The organism is Variovorax sucrosi (assembly GCF_051216635.1).
In the GTDB taxonomy this organism is placed as follows: Bacteria; Pseudomonadota; Gammaproteobacteria; order Burkholderiales; family Burkholderiaceae_C; genus Variovorax.
Window position 1 is genome coordinate 1 of record NZ_JBPJZU010000003.1, and the last position, 21803, is coordinate 21803.

The window sequence follows — 21803 nt, forward strand, 5'->3', positions numbered from 1 at the left end:
CAAGACCGGCTGGGGCGTGAAGGACGTCGACCTGTGGGAAGTGAACGAAGCCTTCGCCGTGGTGCCGATGGCGCTGATGAAGGAGATGGGCGTGGCGCACGACATCGTCAACGTGCATGGCGGCGCCTGCGCGCTGGGCCACCCGATCGGCGCCAGCGGCGCGCGCATCATGGTCACGCTCATGCATGCGCTGCAATCGCGCGGCCAGAAGCGCGGCGTCGCGACGCTGTGCATCGGCGGCGGCGAAGGCACGGCCGTCGCCATCGAGCTCGCCTGACCGCATGATCGTCTCGAAGAAGAAGAAGGCGCTTGCCCTGGCCACCGCGCTGCTCCTGGGCAGCGCCGGCTTCGCGCCCGCGGCCTGGGCGCAGAAGCGCGACAACGTGCTGTTCGACGCGGCCACGAGCGAGCAGCCGGCGGTCGTCAAGACGCTGGAGCGCCTGGTCAAGATCGAGAGCGGCACCGGCGATGCCGAGGGCATCGCGGCGGCTGGCGCGATGCTGGAAGGTGAACTCAAGGCGCTGGGCTTCACGGTCACGCGGCACAAGGCGGTGGCCAACGTCGTCGGCGACAACATCGTCGGCAAGCTCCGCGGCCGTGGCGGCAAGAGCCTGCTGCTGCTGTCGCACATGGACACCGTCTACCCGCGCGGCATGCTCGCCAAGGCGCCGTTCCGCGTCGAGGGCAACCGGGCCTACGGGCCGGGCATCGCCGACGACAAGGGCGGCAGCGCGGTCATCCTGCATGCGCTGAAGCTGCTCACCACCTACGGCTTTCGCGACTTCGCGACCATCACGGTGCTGTTCAACGTCGACGAGGAGAAGGGCTCTTTCGGCTCCCGCGACCTGATCCAGCAGGAGGCCCGCGCGGCCGACTACGTGCTGTCCTTCGAGCCCACCAGTGCCCAGCGCGAGAGCTTCTACCTCGGCACCTCCGGCATCGCCTACGTGCAGGCCGACATCCAGGGCAAGGCCTCGCATGCGGGCGCCGCGCCGGAGGCGGGTGTCAACGCGCTGGTCGAGGCGTCGGACCTGATCCTGCGCACGATGGACCTCGACGACAAGGCCAAGGGCCTGCGCTTCAACTGGACGGTGGCCAAGGCGGGCACCGTGTCGAACATCGTCCCGGACGCCGCCACCCTCAATGCCGACGTGCGCTACGCGCAAAACGACGACCTCGAGGCGATGCTGAAGACGCTGGAAGAACGCGCCCAGCAGAAGAAGCTGCCCGCGGCCGAGGTGAAGCTCACCGTCACGCGCGGCCGCCCGGCCTTCAACGCCGGCACCGAAGGCCGCAAGCTGATCGACAAGGCCAGCGCCTTCTACCGCGAGGCCGGTGGATCGCTCGAGGTCGACGAGCGCAGCGGCGGCGGCACCGACGCGGCCTATGCCGCGCTGGCAGGCAAGCCGGTCATCGAAGGCCTGGGCCTGCCGGGCTTCGGCTACCACAGCGACAAGGCCGAGTACGTGATGGTCGACGCGATCCCGCGCCGGCTCTACATGGCGGCGCGGCTGATCATGGACCTGGGTTCGGGCAAGTAGCGGCCGACGCGCCTTCCGCAACCAAAAACGAAGAACGAGAGACAACCATGCTGCTGACCAACGACCAGGAAGCCATCCGCGACGCGGTGCGCGACTTCGCGCAGAAGGAGCTGTGGCCGCACGCCCCCGCATGGGACCGCGAGCACAGCTTTCCCAAGGCCGCGCACCAGGGCCTGGCCGCGCTCGGTGCCTATGGCATCTGCGTGCCCGAGGACGACGGCGGCGCCGGGCTCGACTACCTCACGCTCGCGCTGGTGCTCGAAGAGATCGCGGCCGGGGACGGCGGCACCAGCACCGCCATCAGCGTGACCAACTGCCCCGTCAACGCCATCCTCATGCGCTACGGCAACGCTGCGCAGAAGAAGCAGTGGCTCTGGCCGCTGGCGCAGGGCCAGATGCTCGGGGCCTTTTGCCTGACCGAGCCGCAGGCCGGCAGCGACGCGTCGAGCCTGCGCACCACCGCGCGCAGGGACGGCGACGCCTACGTGATCGACGGCGTCAAGCAGTTCATCACCAGCGGCAAGAACGGCCAGGTCGCCATCGTCATCGCCGTGACCGACAAGGGCGCGGGCAAGCGCGGCATGAGCGCCTTCCTGGTGCCGACCGATGCGCCGGGCTACAACGTCGCGCGCCTGGAAGACAAGCTGGGCCAGCACAGCAGTGACACGGCGCAGATCAACTTCGACGGCTGCCGCATTCCGGTGGAGAACCTGATCGGCGCCGAAGGCGAGGGCTACAAGATCGCGCTGGGCGCGCTCGAGGGCGGCCGCATCGGCATCGCGGCGCAGAGCGTGGGCATGGCGCGCAGCGCCTTCGACGTGGCGCTGGCCTATGCCAAGGAGCGCCAGGCCTTCGGCGGCGCCATCTTCGACCAGCAGGCGGTCGGCTTCCGCCTGGCCGAATGCGCCACGCAGCTCGAAGCCGCGCGCCAGCTCATCTGGCACGCCGCCGCCCTGCGCGACGCCGGCCGGCCCTGCCTGAAGGAAGCCGCGATGGCCAAGCTCTTCGCCAGCGAGATGGCCGAGAGGGTGTGCAGCGCGGCCATCCAGACGCTCGGCGGCTATGGCTACGTCAACGACTTCCCGCTGGAGCGCATCTACCGCGACGTGCGCGTGTGCCAGATCTACGAGGGCACCTCGGACATTCAGAAGCTGCTGATCCAACGGGCTTTGGCATGACGTTCGGCGGAGATGTTCCAATCGGGGTTCCATGAGCGCCAATCCGACATCTCCCGGCCCCTGCCCCTGCGGGCGCACCGACCAGCGTGCGCGCCCCCTCCAATACGCGCTGTGCTGCGGCCGTTACCTCGAGGATTTCGCGGGCACGCCGGCCCCCGATGCCGAGTCGCTGATGCGCTCCCGCTACACCGCTTACGTGCGCGAGCAGGCCGACTACCTGCTGGCCACCTGGCATGCGTCGACCCGGCCGGCCGCGCTGACCTTCGAGCCCGGCACCAAGTGGCTCGGCCTGGACGTGCGCTCGCGCTCGGTGCTCGACGCCGATCATGCGCGGGTCGAGTTCGTCGCCCGCCAGCGCGATGCGGCGGGCACCGCCAGCCGGCTGCACGAGCGCAGCAATTTCCAGCGCGAGCTCGACGGCGAACTGCAGCGCTGGTACTACGTCGACGGCGAAGCCGGGTAGGACGACCGCGCGCGATTGTCTCCAGGGGGGAGACAGCGCAGTTCCTTTCGGCGTATTTATCGGCAGGCGCCGCCGCGGCACACTGGCGGCTTTCCATCGGCGCGGCCGCCCAGGAGCTCCCCATGCACATAGCGTCTTCGGCGTTTCCGTTTTCCCGGCGCGCGTGGGCCGGCCTCGGGGCGCTGCTGGCAGCGGCCCTCTGCGTCGTCGCCGCGCCGGCCCATGCCCAGGCCCCTGCGCCGGTCTGGCTGAGCGGTTTCTCCAGCGCCGCGCCCGGGCCGGCACCCGAGCCCTGGCACTTCACGACGCTGCCGCACAAGAACGCGACCCACTTCGAGGTGGTGCGGCAGGACGGCCGTTCGGTGCTGAAGGTCGAGGCCGACGGCTCCTACGGCAATCTGGTGCACCCAGTGCGCGTGGCGCTCGATGGCGCCGCCACGCTCGCCTGGCGCTGGCGGGTCGAGCGCTTCGTCGACGGGGCCGACCTGCGCAGCCGAAGCGGCGACGACGGCGCGGCCAAGCTCTGCGTCTTCTTTGCGCTGCCCACCGAACGGCTGCCCTTCGGCGAGCGCACCCGGTTGGCGCTGGCGCGTTCGGCCACCGGCGAGGACGTGCCGAGCGAAACGCTGTGCTACGTGTGGGATGCGAAGGAGGCGAAGAGCGCGCTGCTGCCGAACGCCTTCACCCGGCGCATCCGCATGCTGGTGCTCGAATCGGGCCCCGCCGGTGCCGGCGCGGACGGCTGGCGCGGCGAGCGCCGCAATCTGCTGGCCGACTACCAGCGTGCCTTTGGCGACGAAGCCGGCGGCCTGCAGCCCGACATCGTCGGTGTCGCCATCTCTGCCGACGCCGACAACACCGAAGGGCACGGGCTCGCCTTCTTCTCCGATCTGGAAATGCAGGGCACGCCGGCCGTGCCGCAGATGCAGGGTAAGCGGACGGCCGTCCCACCTTGACGAGGCGTTAGCTCTTAGATCTACAGGCTAGACTGCAGTAAGCGGTCAAGCTAGGCGTGCCGACGGTGCTTCCATACTGCAAATGCCAAAGGGAACAGCCGTGCTTTACTGCATGTCAAACGGGCGGGTAGCCGCCTGTGCCGCCCGGCCAAACTGTCAACACCTCATAGCCCTCTGACGTGACGGCTACCATGTGTTCCCACTGGGCGGACAGGGACCTGTCCTTTGTCACAACGGTCCAACCATCAGGCAATTGCCTGGTTTCGCGTTTGCCTGCATTTAGCATCGGCTCGATGGTGAACACCATCCCTTGCTCCAGCTTCAGCCCTTCGCCGCGCAGCCCATAGTGAAGCACCTGCGGTTCGTCGTGGTAGACGCGACCAATGCCGTGCCCGCAGTATTCACGCACCACGCTAAATTGCTCCCGCCGCGCGACGGACTGGATCGCGTGTCCGACGTCGCCCAAAGTCGCTCCAGGCTTGACCTGTTGGATTCCGGCCAGCATCGCTTCGTATGTCGTCTCCACCAAGCGTCGAGCCAACACACTCGGCGCTCCGACGAAGTACATGCGACTGGTGTCACCGAACCAGCCTTCCTTCTCCACGGCAACGTCGATGTTGACGATGTCGCCCTTTTTCAGAATCTTGTCAGCCGATGGGATGCCATGACAAACAACCTGATTGACTGAAGTGAGGATGGTCTTCGGATAACCGTGGTAACCGACGTTGGCTGGAGTTGCGCCTTGAACGTTCACGATGTAGTCGTGACAGATGCGGTCGAGCTTTTCAGTGCTCACACCCGGAACGACGTAGGGCTCAATCATTGCAAGCACCTCAGCAGCCAGCACGGCAGCGCGCCTTGCCATGTGCATGTCGTCGGCGGTCTTGATTGGAACGCCGTGCGGCATCAATGTTTGCCTGCCAACGGTGCACGCGACTTAGCAGGAGGTTGAGGCGTGATCGCCGCGACAATGTCCAGTCCACCGGACAGTTCGGCGCGAATCAGAAGTCGACAGATTTCCTGGTGGTCCAGTTCGGGGTGCATTTCGGTCAGCATGCCGACACGCATCCAGTGCTCTGCCTGCGCATTTATAGACCGGCTCAGGGCACTGCCCGCAACGCGCAGGTTCTCGTGCATCAGATCCGAAATTTTGACGATACCCATCACCACACCCTGATATGAACTATGCATGAAGTGTACATGATTCATATGCTGTGTGGCCGGTCAGCGGTGGCCGCGCCATAGACGGTGAGCGTGAGGCTCAGTGGGCGGGCTGCCAGATGTGCGGAAGCAGTTCGTCGATGCGGCTGTTCAAGTGCGTGGGCAGACGGTTGAGAACGTCTTTGAGGTACGCCCAGGGGTCGTGCCCGTTGAGTTTGACCGATTGCACCAGACTCATCACGATGGCGGCGCGCTGCCCGGCCAGTTGGCTGCCGGCGAAGAGCCATGCCTTTCGCCCCATTGCCCAGGGCCGCATCAGGTTCTCGATGTGGTTGTTGTCCACGGGGACGTCACCGTCGCCCAGGTTCACCGTCAAGGCGCCCCAGTGGTTCAGGCTGTAGTCAATCGCGCGCGCGATGCCGCTGCCATCCGGCACGCGCGTTCGCTCCAGCCGCAGCCACTCAAGAAGTGCATCCCACGCCGGCTTGGCGTGCGTCTGTCGAATGGCAAGCCGCTGCTCAGCGGGCCACCCCTGCGCCTCGCGTTCCAGCCGGTAGATCCACCCGATTCGCTGTACGGCTTCGGCAGCCACCGGGCTGTGGCCCGTCTTGATCAACTCGTCGAACTTCCTGCGCGCATGCGCCAGGCAACCGGCGCCCAGTCGCTGCTCCAGCTTCAGGACCGTCTCGTAGCCTTTGAACTCGTCGCGCACCAGCGTGCCCGACCACCCCCTGAGAAACTCCGCGGGGTACTTGGCGCCACGGTCGCAGCGGAAGTCGTAGATGACGCCGGGCTGGGCGTCGAACGCACCACGTGCATAGGCCCAGACGTAAGCCTTCCTGGTCTTGCCCGCACCCGGATCCAGCATCTCTACCGGTGTTTCGTCGGCGTGCAGCACGCGAGCGCCCAGCACGAATTCGCGCTGCGCCTCGTACAGCGGCATCAGGGCAGCACCGCCTCGGCCTGACCAGGCTGCGAGGGTGGAGCGCGGCGTGTGCACGCCCGAGCGCGCGTTGATCTGCTCTTGCCGGTAGTACGGCAGATGGTCCACGAAGCGGCTCACTAGGGTGTGTGCCACCAAGCCCGCGGCGGGCATGCCGCCGTCGATGATGTGTGGATCCACAGGGTCTTGCACCAGGCGCTCGCAGCACTTGCACGCCCACTTGCCGCGGATGTGGCGGTGCACAAAGAACTGCGCGGGCACCACGTCCAGACGCTCGCTCATGTCCTCGCCGATGCGCCGCATCGGCTGTCCGCAGCTGCATGTCGTGGTCTCCGGCTCGTGGGTATGCACGACGCGCTGCAGGTGCTCGGGCAGGATCTGCCGCTTGGGCTGGATACGCGGCTTATGCTCCTTGGGCAACGTGTCTGCGTGCTGCTGCAGGGCTTCCAGTTGAGCTTGCAGGTTTGCTTCATCGGCGGCGAGCGTCTCCTCGAAGAGCTGGCGCTGCTGGTCGTTCATGCGCTCAGTGCGGGCGGCAAACTTCCAGGCTTTCAGGCGCGCCAACTCGAAGGTGACGCGCTCCAGTTTGGCGTCGCGAAGCTTAATGGCCTGCGCCTGGCTGTCGATGCGTTGGTCCTGCTCGTCGATGTGGGCCAGCATGCGCGAGAAGACCTCGGCGACCTGCGAGGGACTCAGTCCCTGGAGGTCGGTGGCTTGCAGCGCTTGCACGTCGAGCATGGCCGCAACTTTGCCGCATGCCTCCAAGCCCCGCCATCGGGGATGTGGGGATTGCCTAGCTGGCGCTAGATCCTCGTGATCACACGCAGGCTCTCCAGACTCTGCCAGGACAGGCCCAGGCAGAGCGCATCGAACTGCTCGCGGGTGAGTTGCAGCGGCCCCGCCACCTCACCTGGCCGGAGCCAGGCGAAGCGGCCTTCATTGAGGCGCCGCGCCGCGCACCAGACTCCGAAGCCATCGTGGATCAGCAGCTTGATGCGAGTGGCGCGCGCGTTGGCGAAGAGGTAGCCGTGGTGCGCTTGGGCACGGCCAAAGACCTGCACGACTCTGGAGAGCAGCCGGTCGGCGCCGGCGCGCATGTCCGTAGGCTCCACGGCCAGCCACAGCGCGTCAATGCGGATCACCGCAGCAGCTCGCGCAGCATGGCGGTGCAGCCCTGCGCGTCTGCCGCCGGCCAACTTAGATTGATGGCCAATCCGGAGCGCTTGATCTCGATGGCGACCACCCCGTCCGCAGGAGCTTCGCTGCAATGCAGGCGCATCGGGACGAACTGCGCGTGGGCTGACGGCGCGGGCGCGGACAGTGCGGGCAATGAGGAGGTGGCGCCGTGGCTTTGCACGACCCAGCGCCGCAGCAGGCTGGGATTGATGCCGTGGATGAGGGCTACCGAGGCGAGAGAAACGCCGGGCTGCCTGCAGGCGTCGACCAACTGGTTCTTGAAGTCGTCGCTATGCCGCCGACGGGTCCTGCCCGGCTTCGCGCTTGCCTCTGGTTCGATAGTGCGCACGTGTCCACCTAAAAGTTAAGTGGACACCATCGTCGCGCCTGATTCGCGACATTCAAGATTGGGATGGCTGGCCGCTTACGATGCAGGCGACGCACGCGCCCTGAGCCGGCACGCGGCCGGCGCTGGCGTGGCTACTTGAGGATCTTGCCGGTCGCCACGTCGATCACGCTGCCGTCGACCAGGCTCACGCGGTAGATCTCGCGCGTCACGTTGCCCGAGAAGGCCAGCTCGACGATCGACACGTCGCGGAAGGTGGTTTCGATGCCGTTGGGCAGCACGGTGTTGAACTTCGCCGCCACCTGGTTCATCGAGGCCTGCAGCGCGGGCGTGAACGGCGTCATGCTGTAGACCAGCGTGTTGTGCGGGTTGTGCGAACGCAGTTCCTTGCCGTCCTTCACCACGTTCACGCCGCTCACGCCCACCGTCTTCACCAGATCCTTGCCGGCGTCGCCCATCTTGGCGTAGACCGGGCCGGTCACGCGTGGCAAGGGGCCGTCGCGCAGCGGGGCCATGGCGGCGGTGGTCACCGTGTTGTAGGCCATCATGGCCTCGAAGCCAGGGCCGGTCTTGACGATGCCGAGGTCAAGCCACCACGGGCGGCCGGCGTCCTTGGCGGCCTCGGTCGTGTAGAAGTTCTTCAGCGTGAGCTGGATCGGTGCCGGCGGCTTGGGCAGCGCCTTGAGCATTTTCTGAGGCGTCGTCGGGTCGGCGCTGTGGATGTGCACCACTGTCACATGCGGGATGTTGACGTTCTGTACTTCGGCCTGCAGACCGAGGCGCGCCAGGTCTTGCCGCAGAGCCGGGTACACGCGTGCGTCGAGCACGTCATTCACGTCTTTCGGCAGCGTGTAGACCACGCCGTAGGTGGCTTTGTGGGCGCGGAAATCGGGCTGGCCGATCGCGCTGTTGTCGATGGCGGGCGCCGAGGGGCCGGTGGTGCCGCAGGCCGTCAAGAATGCGCCGACGAAGGCGGTGAGGACCAGGGGCCGGAGGGTGCGAATCATGGGCAACTCCAATTTCAGGAACAAGGTGGTTAGGCCACCGACGACGAGGGCCGGCCCGGGCGAATTCCCGTGCCGGCAGGGAACGTTGGGGGGTCAGTCCGGCAGGGCCGGCAAAGCGGTCGATGGCGGGGCAGCGAGCACCGCGGCGTCGCTGCGGTCCTTGAGCTGCACGCCGGTGAGTTGCAGGCGCTTCGCTTCCTGCGCGAGCCACCAGAAGCGGCGGGCGGCGGCCGCGGGCGACAGGCCTTCGGGGCGGATGTTCGAGATGCAATTGCGCTCGGCGTCGTGGCGGCCGACGGCCGGCTTCCAGGTGAGGTACAGGCCCAGGCTGTCGGGTGAGCTCAGGCCCGGGCGCTCGCCGATCAGCATGGCGACCAGGCGTGCGCCGAGCAGGGCGCCGGCGTCGTCGGCGAGTGCGACGCGTGCCTGCTGCGCGATCACGACCGGGCCGAGGGTCCAGTCCGCGGGCATGCCGGCGCGGATGGCCGTGGCCATGGCGTGCGCGTTGCGCTCGACGGCCAGCGACGAGAGCCCGTCGCCGATGACCAGCAGCAGGTCGCAGCCCGCCGCGGGGCTGGGGCCGGCGGCTTCGCGCAGCGACTGTGCGCTGGCGTCGTCGAGCCGGCGGCCGAGGTCCGGGCGCAGCAGGTAGCTGGCGCGGTCCACGGCGGCGCTGTGCACCTGCAGTGACGGCAGTCCGTCGGCGGCCAGCGCGGCGGCCAGCGCCTGCGTGTCGAGCTGCACATGCACCGCGTCGCGCGCCTGGGCATGCGCGAAGCCGAAGCGCAGCAGCTCGGCGGTCGGCATGCTCGACCCCGCTCGGCCGAGCGCGAGGCGGGCGGCGGTGTAGGCGCGCAGATCGTCCCAGGGGTCGGGCGTGCTCATGGATAACCTCCGCCCTGCGGGCTGCGGTGCTGAGCGCCTTCGGGCGGCCGGGCGGCGCTCATGAAGTGCCTCCGTCGCCGAGGCGCAGTTGCCGCAGCTGCTGCAACGCCGGGTGCTGCGGCGTCACGCTCAGCACGCGGCCCTGCGCATCGGCCAGCTGCATCCGCTGCAGCCAGGCGTCGAACTCGGGTGCGCGCTTCAGGCCCAGCACCTCGCGCAGGTAGAGCGCGTCGTGGAAGGAGGTGCTCTGGTAGTTGAGCATGATGTCGTCGGCGCCCGGCACGCCCATGATGAAGGTCAGGCCGGCCGTGCCCAGCAGCGTCATCAGCGTGTCCATGTCGTCGGAATCGGCTTCGGCATGGTTGGTGTAGCAAACGTCGCAGCCCAGCGGCACGCCCATCAGCTTGCCGCAGAAGTGGTCCTCGAGCCCGGCGCGGATGATCTGCTTGCCGTCGTACAAGTACTCCGGCCCGATGAAGCCGACGACGGTGTTCACCAGCAGCGGCCGGAAAGCGCGTGCCACCGCGTAGGCCCGCGCCTCGCAGGTCTGCTGGTCGACGCCGTGGTGCGCACCGGCCGACAGCGCGCTGCCCTGGCCGGTTTCGAAGTACATGACGTTGTCGCCCAGCGGCCCGCGCTTGAGCGAAAGGGCCGCCTCGTGCGCCTCGCGCAGCACGGCCAGGCTCACGCCGAAGCTGGTGTTGGCCTTCTCGGTGCCGGCGACCGACTGGAAGACCAGGTCGACCGGCGCGCCCTGTTCGATCATCTGCACCGTGTTGGTCACGTGCGTGAGCACGCAGGACTGCGTCGGGATGCCGAGCTTGACGATCACCTCGTCGAGCATGTGGACCAGTCGGGTCAGCGCGGGCACGCTGTCGGTGGCCGGGTTGATGCCGATCACCGCGTCGCCCGCGCCGTAGAGCAGGCCGTCGACCATCGACGCCGCGATGCCGCGCAGGTCGTCGGTCGGGTGGTTGGGCTGCAGCCGCACTGCCAGGTGGCCGGGCAGGCCGATGGTGTTGCGAAAGCGCGTGACCACGCGGCACTTGCGCGCGACGAGGATCAGGTCCTGGTTGCGCATCAGCTTGCTCACGGCCGCCGCCATCTCGGGTGTGATGCCGGGCGCCACGCGCGCCAACATGGCGCTGTCGGCCGCATCGGACAGCAGCCAGTCGCGGAAGTCGCCGACCGTCAGGTGCGCGATGGGCGCGAAGGCCGCGGCGTCGTGCGTGTCGATGATGAGCCGCGTGACCTCGTCGCTTTCGTAGGGCACCAGGGCCTCGTCGAGAAAGCGCTGCAGCGGCACCTCGGCCAGGCACATGCGGGCGGCCATGCTCTCGACCGCCGTCGATGCCGCCAGCCCGGCCAGCACGTCACCCGAGCGCGCCGGCGTGGCCTTGGCCATCAGCGTGCGCAGGTCGGCGAAGTCCCAGGTGGTGGTGCCGGCGGTGTGGCGATAGGGCATGGTGCGTCGGCCTCGGTGTGCGTCAGGCGATGACGAGTCGTTCGCAGGCCTTGCGCAACGCGGCCAGGCCTGCGACCTCGCGCGCCTTGGCGTCGGTCACGACGATGTCGATGTCGGCGTTGCGCGCGTAGGTCACGCGGCTCGCCAGCCCGATCTTGCTGTGGTCGGCCAGGATGAGCACCTGCTGCGCCTGCTCGGCCATGGCGCGCGCGACGGCCGCTTCGTGGTGCTCGAAGCTCATGGCACCGTGCCTGGCGTGCAGGCCGACCGGCGACATCAGCGCCACGTCGGCGCGGAAGCGGCGGATGTCTTCCAGCGTGCCCTCGCCGTGCGTGGCCTGCGTCTTCACGTCGATCTCGCCGCCCAGCAGCCGGACCTCGTTGCGCGAACTGCGGCCCTCGTCGGCGCCGGCCAGCTTGAGCGCGATGGTCAGCGAATTGGTGATGACCGTCATGCCGCTGAGCGTGGCGATTTCCTCGGCCAGCGTCGACGTGGTGCTGCCGGCGTCGAGGAACAGCGTCTGCCCCGGGCGCAGCAGGCCGACCGCGGCCTTGGCGATGGCCCGCTTCTCCTTCTGGCGCACCACCAGCCGCACGGCCAGCGGCGGCTCGGGCTCCGGCCCGGTGGCCACGGCACCCCCGTGCACCCGGCGCAGTTCGCCGCTGCCTTCGAGCTCGAGCAGGTCGCGCCGCACGGTTTCGCGCGAGACGGCGAGGTCTTGCACGATGCGCTCGACGCTCACGCGCGAGAAGGTCGCCAGCAGGCTGCGGATGCGGAGGAATCGTTCTTCTTGGAGCATGGGTCGATAGGTTGCGTGCACCAGATGCGCGTACAGCATGGATTGTCGGACGAGCAGATGCAATAGCAATGCCACCGCGAGCCGACGCGCCGAATGCCCGCGCTTGAAGCGGCAACGGTCCGCACGGGGCGGACCGCTGCTTCATGTCGGGCTCAGACGTCGGTCGCACCCATCGCCGGGTCGCTCACCGAGTGCTTGCCGGTTTCGACCCGACCCGCGAAGCGGCGGTAGTAGTTGATGTCGGCGTCGCAGGTCACCTCGAAGTCGTACCAGCGCCCGCTGTCCGCCAGTTCCCAGTGCTGCTCGGCCGTCGCGCCGGCGGCGACTGTCGCCGTCCAGGGGCCGTCTGCGCGGTAGGCCTTGGCGCGGATGGTGAACGTGGCCGCGCTCTTGCCCGTGTTCATCATGCTCAGGTACACGTTGCCGTTGGTGATGTCGTAGCAGACGCGCACCTCCGGGGCGGCCGCAGTGCTCGCGCGCAGCGTGTTCAGGTCGCCCTTGAAGTGGCGGTGGTAGCCATTCGGTCCGAGCACCCACAGGTCGTAATGGCCGGCGTTGTCGGTCACGACGTTCCACGTGTCATCCAGCGTCTTGCCGGCTTCGACCGCATAGCGGCGCGGAAGGCGGCCGAGGTTGAGTCGGTCGTAGACGTGGAACACGGCGCCCGCCTTGCCCGTGTTGGCGAACAGCAGTTGCAGTTTGCCGCCGACGCTGTCGCTGCGTGCGCTGGTGTGCAGCTCGTAGGGCAGGGCACGCGAAGGCCGTGTGCCGGGCGCCTGCTGGGGTCGCTGCCGCGTCGTGGCCGGAACCACCTGCGCCAGTGCCTGCTGCTGGGCGCGCAGCGCATCGGCGTCATTCTTGCTCCTGCGGCCGGCCAGCGTGGGCAGCACTTCGGTGTTCGGCGTCTCGAAGTTGAAGGCGCTCGTCAGGTCGCCGCAGATCGCACGGCGGTAGCCGCTGATGTTCGGTTCCTTCACGCCGAAGCGCTGCTCGATGAAGCGCAGTACCGAGGTGTGGTCGAACACCTCCGAGTTGACCCAGCCACCGCGGCTCCACGGCGAGATCACATAGGCCGGCACGCGCACGCCTGGGCCGTACACACGGCCGTCGGGTGCTGGCTGGCTGGTGGTGCCGGGCGGGGCGGGGTGCGTGAAGCGCTCGAAGGCGACGTCGGTGGCCGACAGCGTGGTCTTGCCCGCCGCCGTGCCGTCGAGGTTGAGCGAGGGCGCGGCCGGAGACGGCACATGGTCGAAGTAGCCGTCGTTCTCGTCGAAGTTGACGATCAACACCGTCTTGCTCCACACCTCGGGCACGGCGGTCAGCGCGTCCAGCACCTCCTGCGTGTACCAGGCGCCTTGCACCGGGCTCGACGGGCCGGGGTGCTCGGAGTAGGTCGACGGCGCCACCACCCAGCTGACCTTGGGCAGCTTGCCGGCGAGCACGTCCTGCTTGAAGGCCTGCAGGAAGCCGCCGTCGGGCATGGTGTTGGCGATGCCCTTGTAGAGCGGGTTGCCGGTGTTGTCGCTGGCCGGGTCGTAGGCCGGCGAGACGACGCTGTCGTCGTGGCTCACGGGCTTGCCCGACACCTCGTTCGCCTTGCGGTACTGCTTGAAGCCGGACAGCGAGTTGTCGGTGTAGTTCTCCGGCATGTTCTGGTAGACGATCCAGCTGACGCCGGCTGCCTCCAGGCGCTCGGGGTAGGTCTTCCATTCGTAGCCGAGCGTCGAGGGGCCGATGTCGTCCCACTCATTGTTGACCGTGGCCACGCCGGCACCGGTCGGACCGTTGGTGCCGGTCCACAGGAACATGCGGTTCGAGTTGGTTCCCGTGTGCATCGCGCAGTGGTAGGCGTCGCAGACCGTGAAGGCGTTGGCCAGCGCGAACTGGAAGGGCAGCTCGGCTTCCTGGAGATAGCCCATCGACTGCGTGAAAGGCGCCGTCCCCGTCTTCTTGTACCGCGCCCACTGGTAGAGGCGCCCACCGTCCCAGGCGTTCTGGCCGTCAATCCACGAATGCGGCGTGCTGGTCACGCGCTGGGCGTTGCCTTGCGTGCCGTCGAGGTGATAGGGCAGCACCGGCTTGCCGGTGTCGTCGAGTTGCTCCCAGACGCTTCGGTATCCAGGCAGTGGGATGGTGAAGCGGTCACCAAAACCGCGCATGCCCCTCATCGTGCCGAAGTAGTGGTCGAAGGAGCGGTTCTCCTGCATCAGGATCACGATGTGCTCGACGTCGTTGATCGTGCCGGTCTTGTTGTTCGCAGGGATGGCGAGCGCGCGACGGATGCTCGGCGGAAAGGCAGCCAGCGTGGCGGCGGCGATGCCGGTGGTGGCGGTGTTGCGCAGGAAGTTGCGGCGTGAGGTCGTCATGGTGTGTGTTCTCGAAGGAGTCAGGGAGCGCAACGCATCTCGGGCTTGACGGTGGTGTCAGGCGGGGTGGGCGCGGTCGGTGTCGTGGGGGTGGCCGGCGTGCTGTCGCTGCCGCCGCCGCAAGCGGTCAGTGTGAGGGTCAGCAGGGCCAGCGCGGCGCCGGCAGCCAGCCGGCGCGGCGTTGCGCGCAATGAAGGCGAGAGAGGTTTCATCGGGGGCTTTCAAAGGGGTGGGTCAATGCGGTGAATCCGGCGAATTTGCAGTTGCGTCGAAAGTGCAACGAAATCCACAACTACCATTCGTGCCACGATCTTCATCCGCGTGCATGACAAGCCTTTGACAGCCGACGAGCGGCAACCGATGCGCGGATCGCCCATCACGGCCCTTGCATCGGTGGTTGCTCGCCCCCTAGAATCCGTTCCGCTCCGGGGCGCACGTGATGACGTGCTGAGATGGCGAATCCGATCGCCGAACCCGCGAACTTGAACCGGTTAGTACCGGCGGAAGAAGAGCTGCAGTTCCCTGGTCCACAGGCCCGTTTCTTTGCGCGGGCCATGGGTCCGTCGAGCGATTGCGGAGCACCCTCATCCCCACAGGAGTGCCCCATGAACGCCATCGACAAGTTCGCCTCGCTGCTCACGCTCACCCGCGAGCCCTTCCCCGCCTCCACCAAGTCCGCCATCGTCGGCAGCCGGGCCGACCTGCGCGTGCCGGTGCGCGACGTGGCGCTGACCAACGGCGAATGCGTGTCGCTCTACGACACGTCGGGGCCCTACACCGATGCCGCGGTCGCCATCGACGTGCGCCTCGGGCTGCCCGGCGTGCGCGACGCATGGATCGCGGAGCGCGGCGACACCGAAAGCTACGAAGGTCGTCAGCTGGCCGCGCTCGACGATGGGGTGAAGGGCGAGGAGAACGCGCGCATCGCGCAGCTGCGTACCGATGCCGCCGCGCTGCAGCGCACGCCGCGCCGTGCGAAGTGCGGTGCCAACGTGACACAGATGCACTACGCGCGCCGCGGCATCGTCACGCCCGAGATGGAATACGTGGCGCTGCGCGAGAACGGCAAGCGCGAATGGATGGCCGAGTACCTGGCCAACGGGGAGCGCGAGAAACGCGTGATGGGCAACCCGATGGGCGCGTCGATCCCGAAGATCATCACGCCCGAGTTCGTGCGCGACGAAGTGGCACGCGGCCGCGCCATCATCCCGGCCAACATCAACCACCCCGAGGTGGAGCCGATGGCGATCGGCCGCAACTTCAAGGTGAAGATCAACGCCAACATCGGCAACTCGGCCGTCACTTCCAGCATCGAGGAAGAGGTGGAGAAACTGGTGTGGGCGATCCGTTGGGGCGCCGACAACGTGATGGATCTTTCCACTGGCAAGAACATCCACACCACGCGCGACTGGATCGTGCGCAACTCGCCGGTGCCCATCGGCACGGTGCCGATCTACCAGGCGCTCGAGAAGGTCGGCGGCGTGGCCGAAGACCTGACCTGGGCGATCTACCGCGACACGCTGATCGAGCAGGCGGAGCAGGGCGTCGACTACTTCACCATTCACGCGGGGCTGCGCTTGCCCTTCATCCACCTCACCGCGAACCGCATGACCGGCATCGTCTCGCGCGGCGGCTCGATCATGGCCAAGTGGTGCATCGCGCACCACCAGGAGAGCTTTCTCTACACGCACTTCGAGGACATCTGCGACATCATGAAGGCCTACGACGTGAGCTTCTCGCTCGGCGACGGCCTGCGGCCCGGCAGCGGTGCCGACGCCAATGACGAAGCGCAGTTCGCCGAGCTGCGCACGCTCGGCGAACTCACGCAGGTGGCCTGGAAGCACGACGTTCAGACCATGATCGAAGGCCCGGGCCATGTGCCGATGCACATGATCCAGGCCAACATGGACGAGCAGATCAAGACCTGCCACGAGGCGCCCTTCTACACGCTCGGTCCGCTGACCATCGACATCGCGCCGGGCTACGACCACATCGCCAGCGCTATCGGTGCGGCCATGATCGGCTGGGCTGGCACCGCGATGCTCTGCTACGTCACGCCCAAGGAGCACCTGGGCCTGCCGGACCGCGACGACGTGAAGCAGGGGATCATCGCGTACAAGATCGCTGCGCACGCGGCCGACATCGCCAAGGGCCACCCGGGCGCCCGCTCGCGCGACGATGCGCTCAGCAAGGCGCGCTTCGAGTTCCGTTGGCAGGATCAGTTCAACCTCGGCCTCGACCCCGACACCGCGCGCGATTTCCACGACGAGACGCTGCCCAAGGACGCCAGCAAGACCGCGCACTTCTGTTCCATGTGCGGTCCGAAGTTCTGCTCGATGAAGATCACGCAGGAAGTGCGCGAGTACGCCGCGCAACGCGGGCTCGACGAAGGCGCGGTGGTGTCGGATGGCATGCACGCCAAGTCGGCGGAGTTCAAGGCGGGCGGGGGCGAGATGTACATCCCGATTCAGCCCGAGCGCTCATAGCGGCAGGGGGCGGTTGATAGGATCGCCCCATGAACCCTTCTTTCCCTTTCGATGCCGTGCTGTTCGACTGCGATGGCGTGCTGGTCGATTCCGAACCCATCACCAACGGCGTACTGCGCGACATGCTGGAAGAGCGCGGCTGGACGCTCAGCGCCGACGAATGCATGCGCATCTTCATCGGCAAGGCCGTCAAGGACGAGCGTGCGCTGATCGAGGCGAAGACCGGCGTGCCGGTCACCGACGAATGGCTGCGCAGCTTCTGGGAACGCCGCAACGTGCAGCTCGACCGCAGCCTGGTCGAGATCCCCGGTGCGCCGGCCGCTGTGCGTGCGCTGCAGGCCGCGCTGGATGGACGTATCGCCTGCGCCTCCGGCGCAGACCGCCGGAAGGTCGAACTGCAGTTGCAGAAGATCGGCCTCTACGATGCCTTCGAGGGCCGCATCTTCAGCGGGCACGAGACGCCGCGGTCCAAGCCTTACCCCGATGTGTACCTCGCGGCCGCAGCGGCACTCGGCGTCGACCCGGCGCGCTGTGCGGTGGTCGAGGACACGGTGACGGGCGCGACCGCCGGTGTCGCTGCCGGCGCCACCGTGTTCGGCTACAGCCCGGGCGGCCTCGGGCACAGCGGTGCAGACGCCTTGCGCGCGGCCGGCGTGGCGCAGGTCTTCACCGACATGGCGCAGTTGCCCGCGCTGCTGGCTGCGTGGCGGCCGGTCGCCGCCTGATTCTCAATCCTCGAAGTGCGGGCCGGGGCCCTCCCGGGCCAGCGTGTCCTGCGCATTGCGCAGCGGGCAGGCCTTGAGCGACAGACAGCCGCAGCCGATGCAGCCGTCGAGCTGGTTGCGCAGCTGCGTCAGCGTGCGGATGCGCTCGTCGAGTTCGGCGCGCCATTCGCGCGACAGCCGCCGCCAGTCGGCGGCCGTCGGCGTGCGCCCTTCGGGCAGTGCCTGCAGGGCTTGCGCGATCTCGGCCAGCGGAATGCCCACGCGTTGCGCCGCCTTGATGAAGGCCACGCGGCGCAGGATGACGCGCGGATAGCGCCGCTGGTTGCCGCCGCTGCGCGCCGCCTGGATCAGCCCCTTGCTCTCGTAGAAGTGCAGCGCCGAGACGGTGACGCCGCTGCGCGCCGCGACTTCGCCGACAGCCAGTTCGGGCGCCGGGACATGCGCGTCGGAGAAGGGGGCAATGGCAGATGTCATGGCGTGGAGGAATGCGTGTCGAAAACGCTTGACCTCAAGTTAAGTTGAGATTTGATACTAGCGCCTTCCCATCGCTTGTCCTCTCGCCATGACCACCTTGTCCTTCTTCACGGCCACAGTACCGGCAGCACCACCGCTGCCGTTGTTCATCAACCCGCCGCGCCTCTACGACCCGCGCCCCAATGGCTATTCGCACGTGGCTGTGGCGACCTCGCCGGCACGCTTCATCTATGTGGCGGGCCAGGGCGGGGAAGACGCGTCGGGCGCGCTGTCGCCGGACTTCGCCGCGCAGGTCGACCAGGCCCTGCACAACCTGCGCATCGCACTCGAGTCCGCGGGCGCCGAGCCCCTCGACGTGGTGCGCCTGGTCGTGCTCGTGGTCGACCACAGCGAGGCGCGCCTGGGGGTACTGAGCCGCGCGCTGAAGGCCACATGGGGCGACGAGCCGCCGCCGGCCTGCACGTTGATTCCGGTGCCGCGGCTGGCGCTCGACGGCATGCTGTTCGAGATCGAAGCCACGGCGGTGAAGGGGATGGCACGCGGCGCTTGAGCGGGCGTGATGGTCCGCGAGGCAGCCGCCGTCGGCACCGACCACATGGGGAATGCCATCGTGGCGGCGCTGCATGCGGGCGGCTAGAGTCGCGGCATGATCATTCTTCACCACTGCGTCAGTGCCCGGTCCTTTCGCCCGCTCTGGATGCTCGAGGAACTCGGCGCGGCGTACGAGTTGCGCATGCTGCCCTTTCCACCGCGCGTGCTGGCGCGCGCCTACCTCGACCTCAATCCGCTCGGCACCGTGCCGCTGCTGGTCGACGGCGCCACGCGCATGACCGAATCCGCCGCGATGTGCCAGTACCTCGCCGAACGCTGTGACCCTGAAGGAACGACGGGTCTTGCCGTGCGGCGCGACGAGCCGGCCTACGGCATGTGGCTCAACTGGCTGCACCACGGCGAAGCGACGCTGACCTTTCCGCAGACGATCGTGCTGCGCTACGGCCGCTTCGAGCCTGCCGAGCGCCGCCTGCCGCAGGCGGCGGACGACTATGCCAAGTGGTTCATCGCACGTCTGCGCGGCATCGAGGCCGCATTGGCCGGCAACGACTGGCTCTGTGCAGGCCGCTTCACCGCCGCCGATGTCTCGGTCGGCTATGCATTGCTGCTCGCGAGCCACCTCGATCTGGTCCAGCGCTTTCCACCGAACGTGGCCGCCTACTGGGGGCGCCTGCAGCAGCGCGAAGCTTTCGGCCGCGCCATGGCAGCGCAGGCGACTGCGGCGATCGGGCAGGGCGTGTCGGTGGAGCCGTCGCCCGGCCAGGCCAGACCTTGAAGGGCGATTGACGCCCGCGGCGCTTCGCACCACAGTGCGCGGGCGCCATCGCCTTGTCTTCGTGCGGCGCACCCAGGAACGCCATGACCCAGATTGGAAAACCCCCCTGCGATGACGCCGTCATCCGCAGCGACCACGAAGTCGCCGCGCCGTGCTCCGACGCGGCCAAGCGCGGCATCCTGCTCGCCGCCATCCTTGGCTCGAGCATGGCCTTCATCGACGGCACCGTCGTCAACGTCGCGCTGCCGGCCATCCAGCGCGATCTGCACGCCGATGCCTTTCAGGCGCAGTGGGTGGTGGAATCGTATGCGCTGTTCCTCGCGGCGCTGCTGCTGGTCGGCGGATCGCTCGGCGACCACTTCGGCCGGCGCCGCATCTTCGCCATCGGTGTCGCTCTCTTCGCGGTCGCGTCGGCCGCGTGCGCCGCCTCGGCCACGGTGCAGCAATTGATCGCCGCGCGTGCTGTGCAGGGCATTGGCGCGGCCTTGCTGGTGCCAGGCAGCCTGGCGCTCATCAGCGCGTCCTTCCCCGAAGGCGAGCGCGGCAGGGCGATCGGCACCTGGTCGGGCGCGAGCGGCATCACGGCCGCGATCGGCCCGGTCATCGGTGGCTGGCTGGTCGATCAGTACTCATGGACCTGGGCCTTCCTCATCAACGTGCCGATGGCGGCGGTGGTGCTGTGGGTGGTGTGGCGCCGCGTGCCCGAAAGCCGCAGCCCGTCGGCGAGTGGCCTCGACGTGGGGGGCGCGGTGCTCGCGACCGTCGGCCTGGGCGGCATCGTCTACGCCTTCATCGAAGCGCCGGTGCAGCAATGGCGCGCGCCCGTGGTGATCGCAGCGCTGCTCGTCGGCGTGGCGGCCAGCGCCGCCTTCGTGTGGGTCGAGTCGCGCGCCCGCGCGCCGATGTTGCCGCTCGCGCTGTTCGCGCGCCGCAATTTCGGCGGTGCCAACGTGCTCACGCTGCTGCTCTATGCAGCGCTCGGCGGCGGCCTGTACTTCTTCCCGCTCAACCTGATCCAGGTGCAGGGCTACTCCGCCACGGTGGCGGGCGCGGCGCTGCTGCCCTTCATCGTCATCATGTTCCTGTTCTCCGCCAAGGCGGGGCAGCTGGTCGACCGTTTCGGCCCGCGCCTGCCGCTGGTCGTCGGGCCGGTGATCGCCGGTGTCGGCTTCGCGCTGTTCGCGCTGCCGGGCATCGGCGCGAACTACTGGACGGCCTTCTTCCCTGCCGTGGTGGTGCTGGGCATCGGCATGACGATCACCGTGGCGCCGCTCACCACCACCGTGATGAACGCAGTCGGGCCCGACCTGGCGGGCATCGCTTCGGGCGTGAACAACGCGGTGTCGCGCACGGCGGCGGTGCTGGCCATCGCCGTGTTCGGCCTGGTCATGGCGATGGCTTTCGACGCGAGCCTGGCGACGGGCCTGCGCGAGATGCAGGCTTCGCCCGAACTCGTCGCCCACCTGCAGGCGCAGCGCAGCCGGCTCGCCGCCGCCGAGCCGCCCACCGGCATCGATGCGGCGAGCGCACAGGCCGTGAAGGCAGCGGTGCAGGGCGCCTTCGTCGCGGGCTTCCGGTGGGTGATGGGCATCAGCGCGCTGCTGGCCCTGTTGAGCGCGCTGAGCGCGTGGCTGTGGATCGGCGGCAAGCCGGTGGCGGGCGCAGCGGAGAAATCCTAGCCGCCGTTCGCTTCGAAGCGGATCGGCGCGCCGTGCGTCCGGGCGAGGTCGAGCACCTGGCCCGCCTGTGCGGTGTCGGCACGCCGGAGCACGAGCGCCGAGGGGCCTTCGCCGCGCGATGCGAGGCGCCGGGCGATCGCGTTCGGTGACGCAGCGCCCGAATCGGTCGGCGACGACAGCGCCAGCGTGCTGCTGCCGACGGTGATCCGCGCATGGCGCACGCCGCTGTCGGGCTCGGTGACCACGGCGCCGATCTGCGCATCGGAGTCGGCCTCGCCGAACAGGGCGCGGTAGCGCGCCAGGCTGGCGTCGAGGTCGTGCACCGCGATCTCCAGGCGCGCCACGCCGGTGGTGCCGTTGGGGTGCACGCGCGCCGCGCCTTCCGGCACCCGCAGGGCGCGTGGCGTGATGTCGCCGCACAGGAAGGGCAGGTCGGCCGAAGACGGTCGCGCGGTCTGCCACACCAGGCGTTCGCCGTCGGGCCGCAGCCGGCCGCCGTCGAGCGGGCCTTCGAGCACCAGGCCACGCTTCGCGGCACCCGCCACCGTCTCGGCGGTGTCCTGCGGCAGCAGCGCGAAGTCGACGATGCCTTCGCCGTGCCGCTGCAGCAGCGGCCACCAACGCTCCTGCGGCGCGGGCGACTTCCACGCGATCAGCTCGAGGTAGCTGCCGTCGGCGAAGACGACGAGCGCGTTGTGCGTCGGGCGGCCCGGATGGTCACCGCCGCGCAGCACCTGGAAGCCGAGGGCGGTGTAGTCCGCGATGGCGGTCTCGAGGTCGAAGACGGCGATGACGACGTGGTCCAGCGGCAGTGACATGGAGGCTT

Annotated in this window: 22 protein-coding genes, 1 pseudogene and 1 riboswitch; of the genes and pseudogenes, 10 read left to right on the top strand and 13 right to left on the bottom strand. The window is 68.3% G+C overall.

Annotation, left to right across the window (positions count from 1 at the left end; genetic code table 11):
- From ACSFBE_RS05950 to ACSFBE_RS05970, 5 genes and pseudogenes are all read left to right on the top strand, one after another.
- Window positions 1-277: pseudogene (locus tag ACSFBE_RS05950) on the top strand (acetyl-CoA C-acetyltransferase); the annotation flags it as partial.
- Between the two features lie 4 nt (window positions 278-281).
- The gene (locus ACSFBE_RS05955) at window positions 282-1541 is read left to right on the top strand and encodes a glutamate carboxypeptidase (RefSeq protein ID WP_435489466.1); all 1260 of its coding nucleotides are present in this window, start codon (window positions 282-284) and stop codon (window positions 1539-1541) included.
- Between the two features lie 47 nt (window positions 1542-1588).
- On the top strand, window positions 1589-2719 hold the full coding sequence (locus ACSFBE_RS05960; protein ID WP_435489467.1) for an acyl-CoA dehydrogenase family protein: 1131 nt from the start codon (window positions 1589-1591) through the stop codon (window positions 2717-2719).
- Between the two features lie 31 nt (window positions 2720-2750).
- Window positions 2751-3182 (top strand): YchJ family protein, encoded by a 432-nt coding sequence (locus ACSFBE_RS05965; RefSeq protein ID WP_435489468.1) that lies wholly within the window; start codon window positions 2751-2753, stop codon window positions 3180-3182.
- A 122-nt stretch (window positions 3183-3304) separates the two neighbouring features.
- Window positions 3305-4138 carry a DUF3047 domain-containing protein gene (locus tag ACSFBE_RS05970; protein ID WP_435489469.1) on the top strand — a complete coding sequence of 278 codons (834 nt, stop codon included), beginning with the start codon at window positions 3305-3307 and terminating at the stop codon, window positions 4136-4138.
- A gap of 115 nt (window positions 4139-4253) precedes the next feature.
- Here the strand turns inward: ACSFBE_RS05970 and map are convergent, their stop codons facing one another.
- The 11 genes from map to ACSFBE_RS06025 all read right to left on the bottom strand — a co-directional run bounded on the left by map (window position 4254) and on the right by ACSFBE_RS06025 (window position 14498).
- Window positions 4254-5045, bottom strand: coding sequence for a type I methionyl aminopeptidase (map, locus tag ACSFBE_RS05975; protein WP_435489470.1), 792 nt, complete (start codon window positions 5043-5045; stop codon window positions 4254-4256).
- Window positions 5045-5302 carry a ParD-like family protein gene (locus ACSFBE_RS05980; RefSeq protein WP_435489471.1) on the bottom strand — a complete coding sequence of 86 codons (258 nt, stop codon included), beginning with the start codon at window positions 5300-5302 and terminating at the stop codon, window positions 5045-5047. Before ACSFBE_RS05980 ends, map begins: the two co-directional genes overlap by 1 nt.
- 97 nt (window positions 5303-5399) lie before the next feature.
- Window positions 5400-6980 carry an IS66 family transposase gene (gene tnpC, locus ACSFBE_RS05985; RefSeq protein WP_435489472.1) on the bottom strand — a complete coding sequence of 527 codons (1581 nt, stop codon included), beginning with the start codon at window positions 6978-6980 and terminating at the stop codon, window positions 5400-5402.
- 65 nt (window positions 6981-7045) lie between these two features.
- Complete coding sequence (gene tnpB, locus ACSFBE_RS05990) at window positions 7046-7384, bottom strand: IS66 family insertion sequence element accessory protein TnpB (RefSeq protein ID WP_435489473.1); 339 nt, start codon at window positions 7382-7384, stop codon at window positions 7046-7048.
- Window positions 7381-7767: a transposase gene (locus ACSFBE_RS05995; RefSeq protein ID WP_435489474.1), complete on the bottom strand. Its 387-nt coding sequence runs from the start codon at window positions 7765-7767 to the stop codon at window positions 7381-7383. Before ACSFBE_RS05995 ends, tnpB begins: the two co-directional genes overlap by 4 nt.
- Window positions 7768-7898: 131 nt before the next feature.
- Complete coding sequence (locus ACSFBE_RS06000) at window positions 7899-8771, bottom strand: hypothetical protein (protein ID WP_435489475.1); 873 nt, start codon at window positions 8769-8771, stop codon at window positions 7899-7901.
- A 93-nt stretch (window positions 8772-8864) separates the two neighbouring features.
- A complete protein-coding gene (gene eutC, locus ACSFBE_RS06005) occupies window positions 8865-9656 on the bottom strand; it encodes an ethanolamine ammonia-lyase subunit EutC (protein WP_435489476.1) in 792 nt (263 codons plus the stop codon).
- A 58-nt stretch (window positions 9657-9714) separates the two neighbouring features.
- Entirely contained in the window at window positions 9715-11121 is a 1407-nt protein-coding gene (locus tag ACSFBE_RS06010; RefSeq protein WP_435489477.1) for an ethanolamine ammonia-lyase subunit EutB, read from the bottom strand.
- A 22-nt stretch (window positions 11122-11143) separates the two neighbouring features.
- Window positions 11144-11920, bottom strand: a complete 777-nt coding sequence (locus ACSFBE_RS06015) for a DeoR/GlpR family DNA-binding transcription regulator (protein ID WP_435489478.1) — start codon at window positions 11918-11920, stop codon at window positions 11144-11146.
- Between the two features lie 152 nt (window positions 11921-12072).
- Window positions 12073-14286, bottom strand: coding sequence for a phosphocholine-specific phospholipase C (locus ACSFBE_RS06020; RefSeq protein WP_435489479.1), 2214 nt, complete (start codon window positions 14284-14286; stop codon window positions 12073-12075).
- A gap of 20 nt (window positions 14287-14306) precedes the next feature.
- Window positions 14307-14498 carry a hypothetical protein gene (locus ACSFBE_RS06025; RefSeq protein WP_435489480.1) on the bottom strand — a complete coding sequence of 64 codons (192 nt, stop codon included), beginning with the start codon at window positions 14496-14498 and terminating at the stop codon, window positions 14307-14309.
- Between the two features lie 204 nt (window positions 14499-14702).
- Window positions 14703-14812, top strand: a riboswitch (TPP riboswitch).
- A gap of 79 nt (window positions 14813-14891) precedes the next feature.
- On the opposite strand from ACSFBE_RS06025, the gene thiC reads away from it, so the two are divergent.
- Together thiC and ACSFBE_RS06035 are read left to right on the top strand one after the other, a co-directional pair.
- On the top strand, window positions 14892-16772 hold the full coding sequence (thiC, locus tag ACSFBE_RS06030; RefSeq protein ID WP_435489481.1) for a phosphomethylpyrimidine synthase ThiC: 1881 nt from the start codon (window positions 14892-14894) through the stop codon (window positions 16770-16772).
- Between the two features lie 29 nt (window positions 16773-16801).
- Window positions 16802-17497: an HAD family hydrolase gene (locus ACSFBE_RS06035; RefSeq protein WP_435489482.1), complete on the top strand. Its 696-nt coding sequence runs from the start codon at window positions 16802-16804 to the stop codon at window positions 17495-17497.
- 3 nt (window positions 17498-17500) lie between these two features.
- On the opposite strand, the gene soxR is transcribed toward ACSFBE_RS06035, so the two are convergent.
- Complete coding sequence (soxR, locus tag ACSFBE_RS06040) at window positions 17501-17971, bottom strand: redox-sensitive transcriptional activator SoxR (protein ID WP_435489483.1); 471 nt, start codon at window positions 17969-17971, stop codon at window positions 17501-17503.
- An 88-nt stretch (window positions 17972-18059) separates the two neighbouring features.
- Here soxR and ACSFBE_RS06045 point away from each other — a divergent pair, with 88 nt between their 5' ends.
- The 3 genes from ACSFBE_RS06045 (at window position 18060) to ACSFBE_RS06055 (ending at window position 20977) form a co-directional block, all read left to right on the top strand.
- Window positions 18060-18521: a RidA family protein gene (locus tag ACSFBE_RS06045; RefSeq protein WP_435489484.1), complete on the top strand. Its 462-nt coding sequence runs from the start codon at window positions 18060-18062 to the stop codon at window positions 18519-18521.
- A 96-nt stretch (window positions 18522-18617) separates the two neighbouring features.
- Window positions 18618-19298, top strand: coding sequence for a glutathione S-transferase family protein (locus tag ACSFBE_RS06050; protein WP_435489485.1), 681 nt, complete (start codon window positions 18618-18620; stop codon window positions 19296-19298).
- Window positions 19299-19381: 83 nt separating this feature from the next.
- Window positions 19382-20977 carry an MFS transporter gene (locus ACSFBE_RS06055; protein WP_435489486.1) on the top strand — a complete coding sequence of 532 codons (1596 nt, stop codon included), beginning with the start codon at window positions 19382-19384 and terminating at the stop codon, window positions 20975-20977.
- Here the strand turns inward: ACSFBE_RS06055 and ACSFBE_RS06060 are convergent.
- A complete protein-coding gene (locus ACSFBE_RS06060) occupies window positions 20974-21795 on the bottom strand; it encodes a VOC family protein (RefSeq protein ID WP_435489487.1) in 822 nt (273 codons plus the stop codon). The two genes, ACSFBE_RS06055 and ACSFBE_RS06060, sit on opposite strands and share 4 nt — an antisense overlap.
- Window positions 21796-21803: the final 8 nt, after the last annotated feature.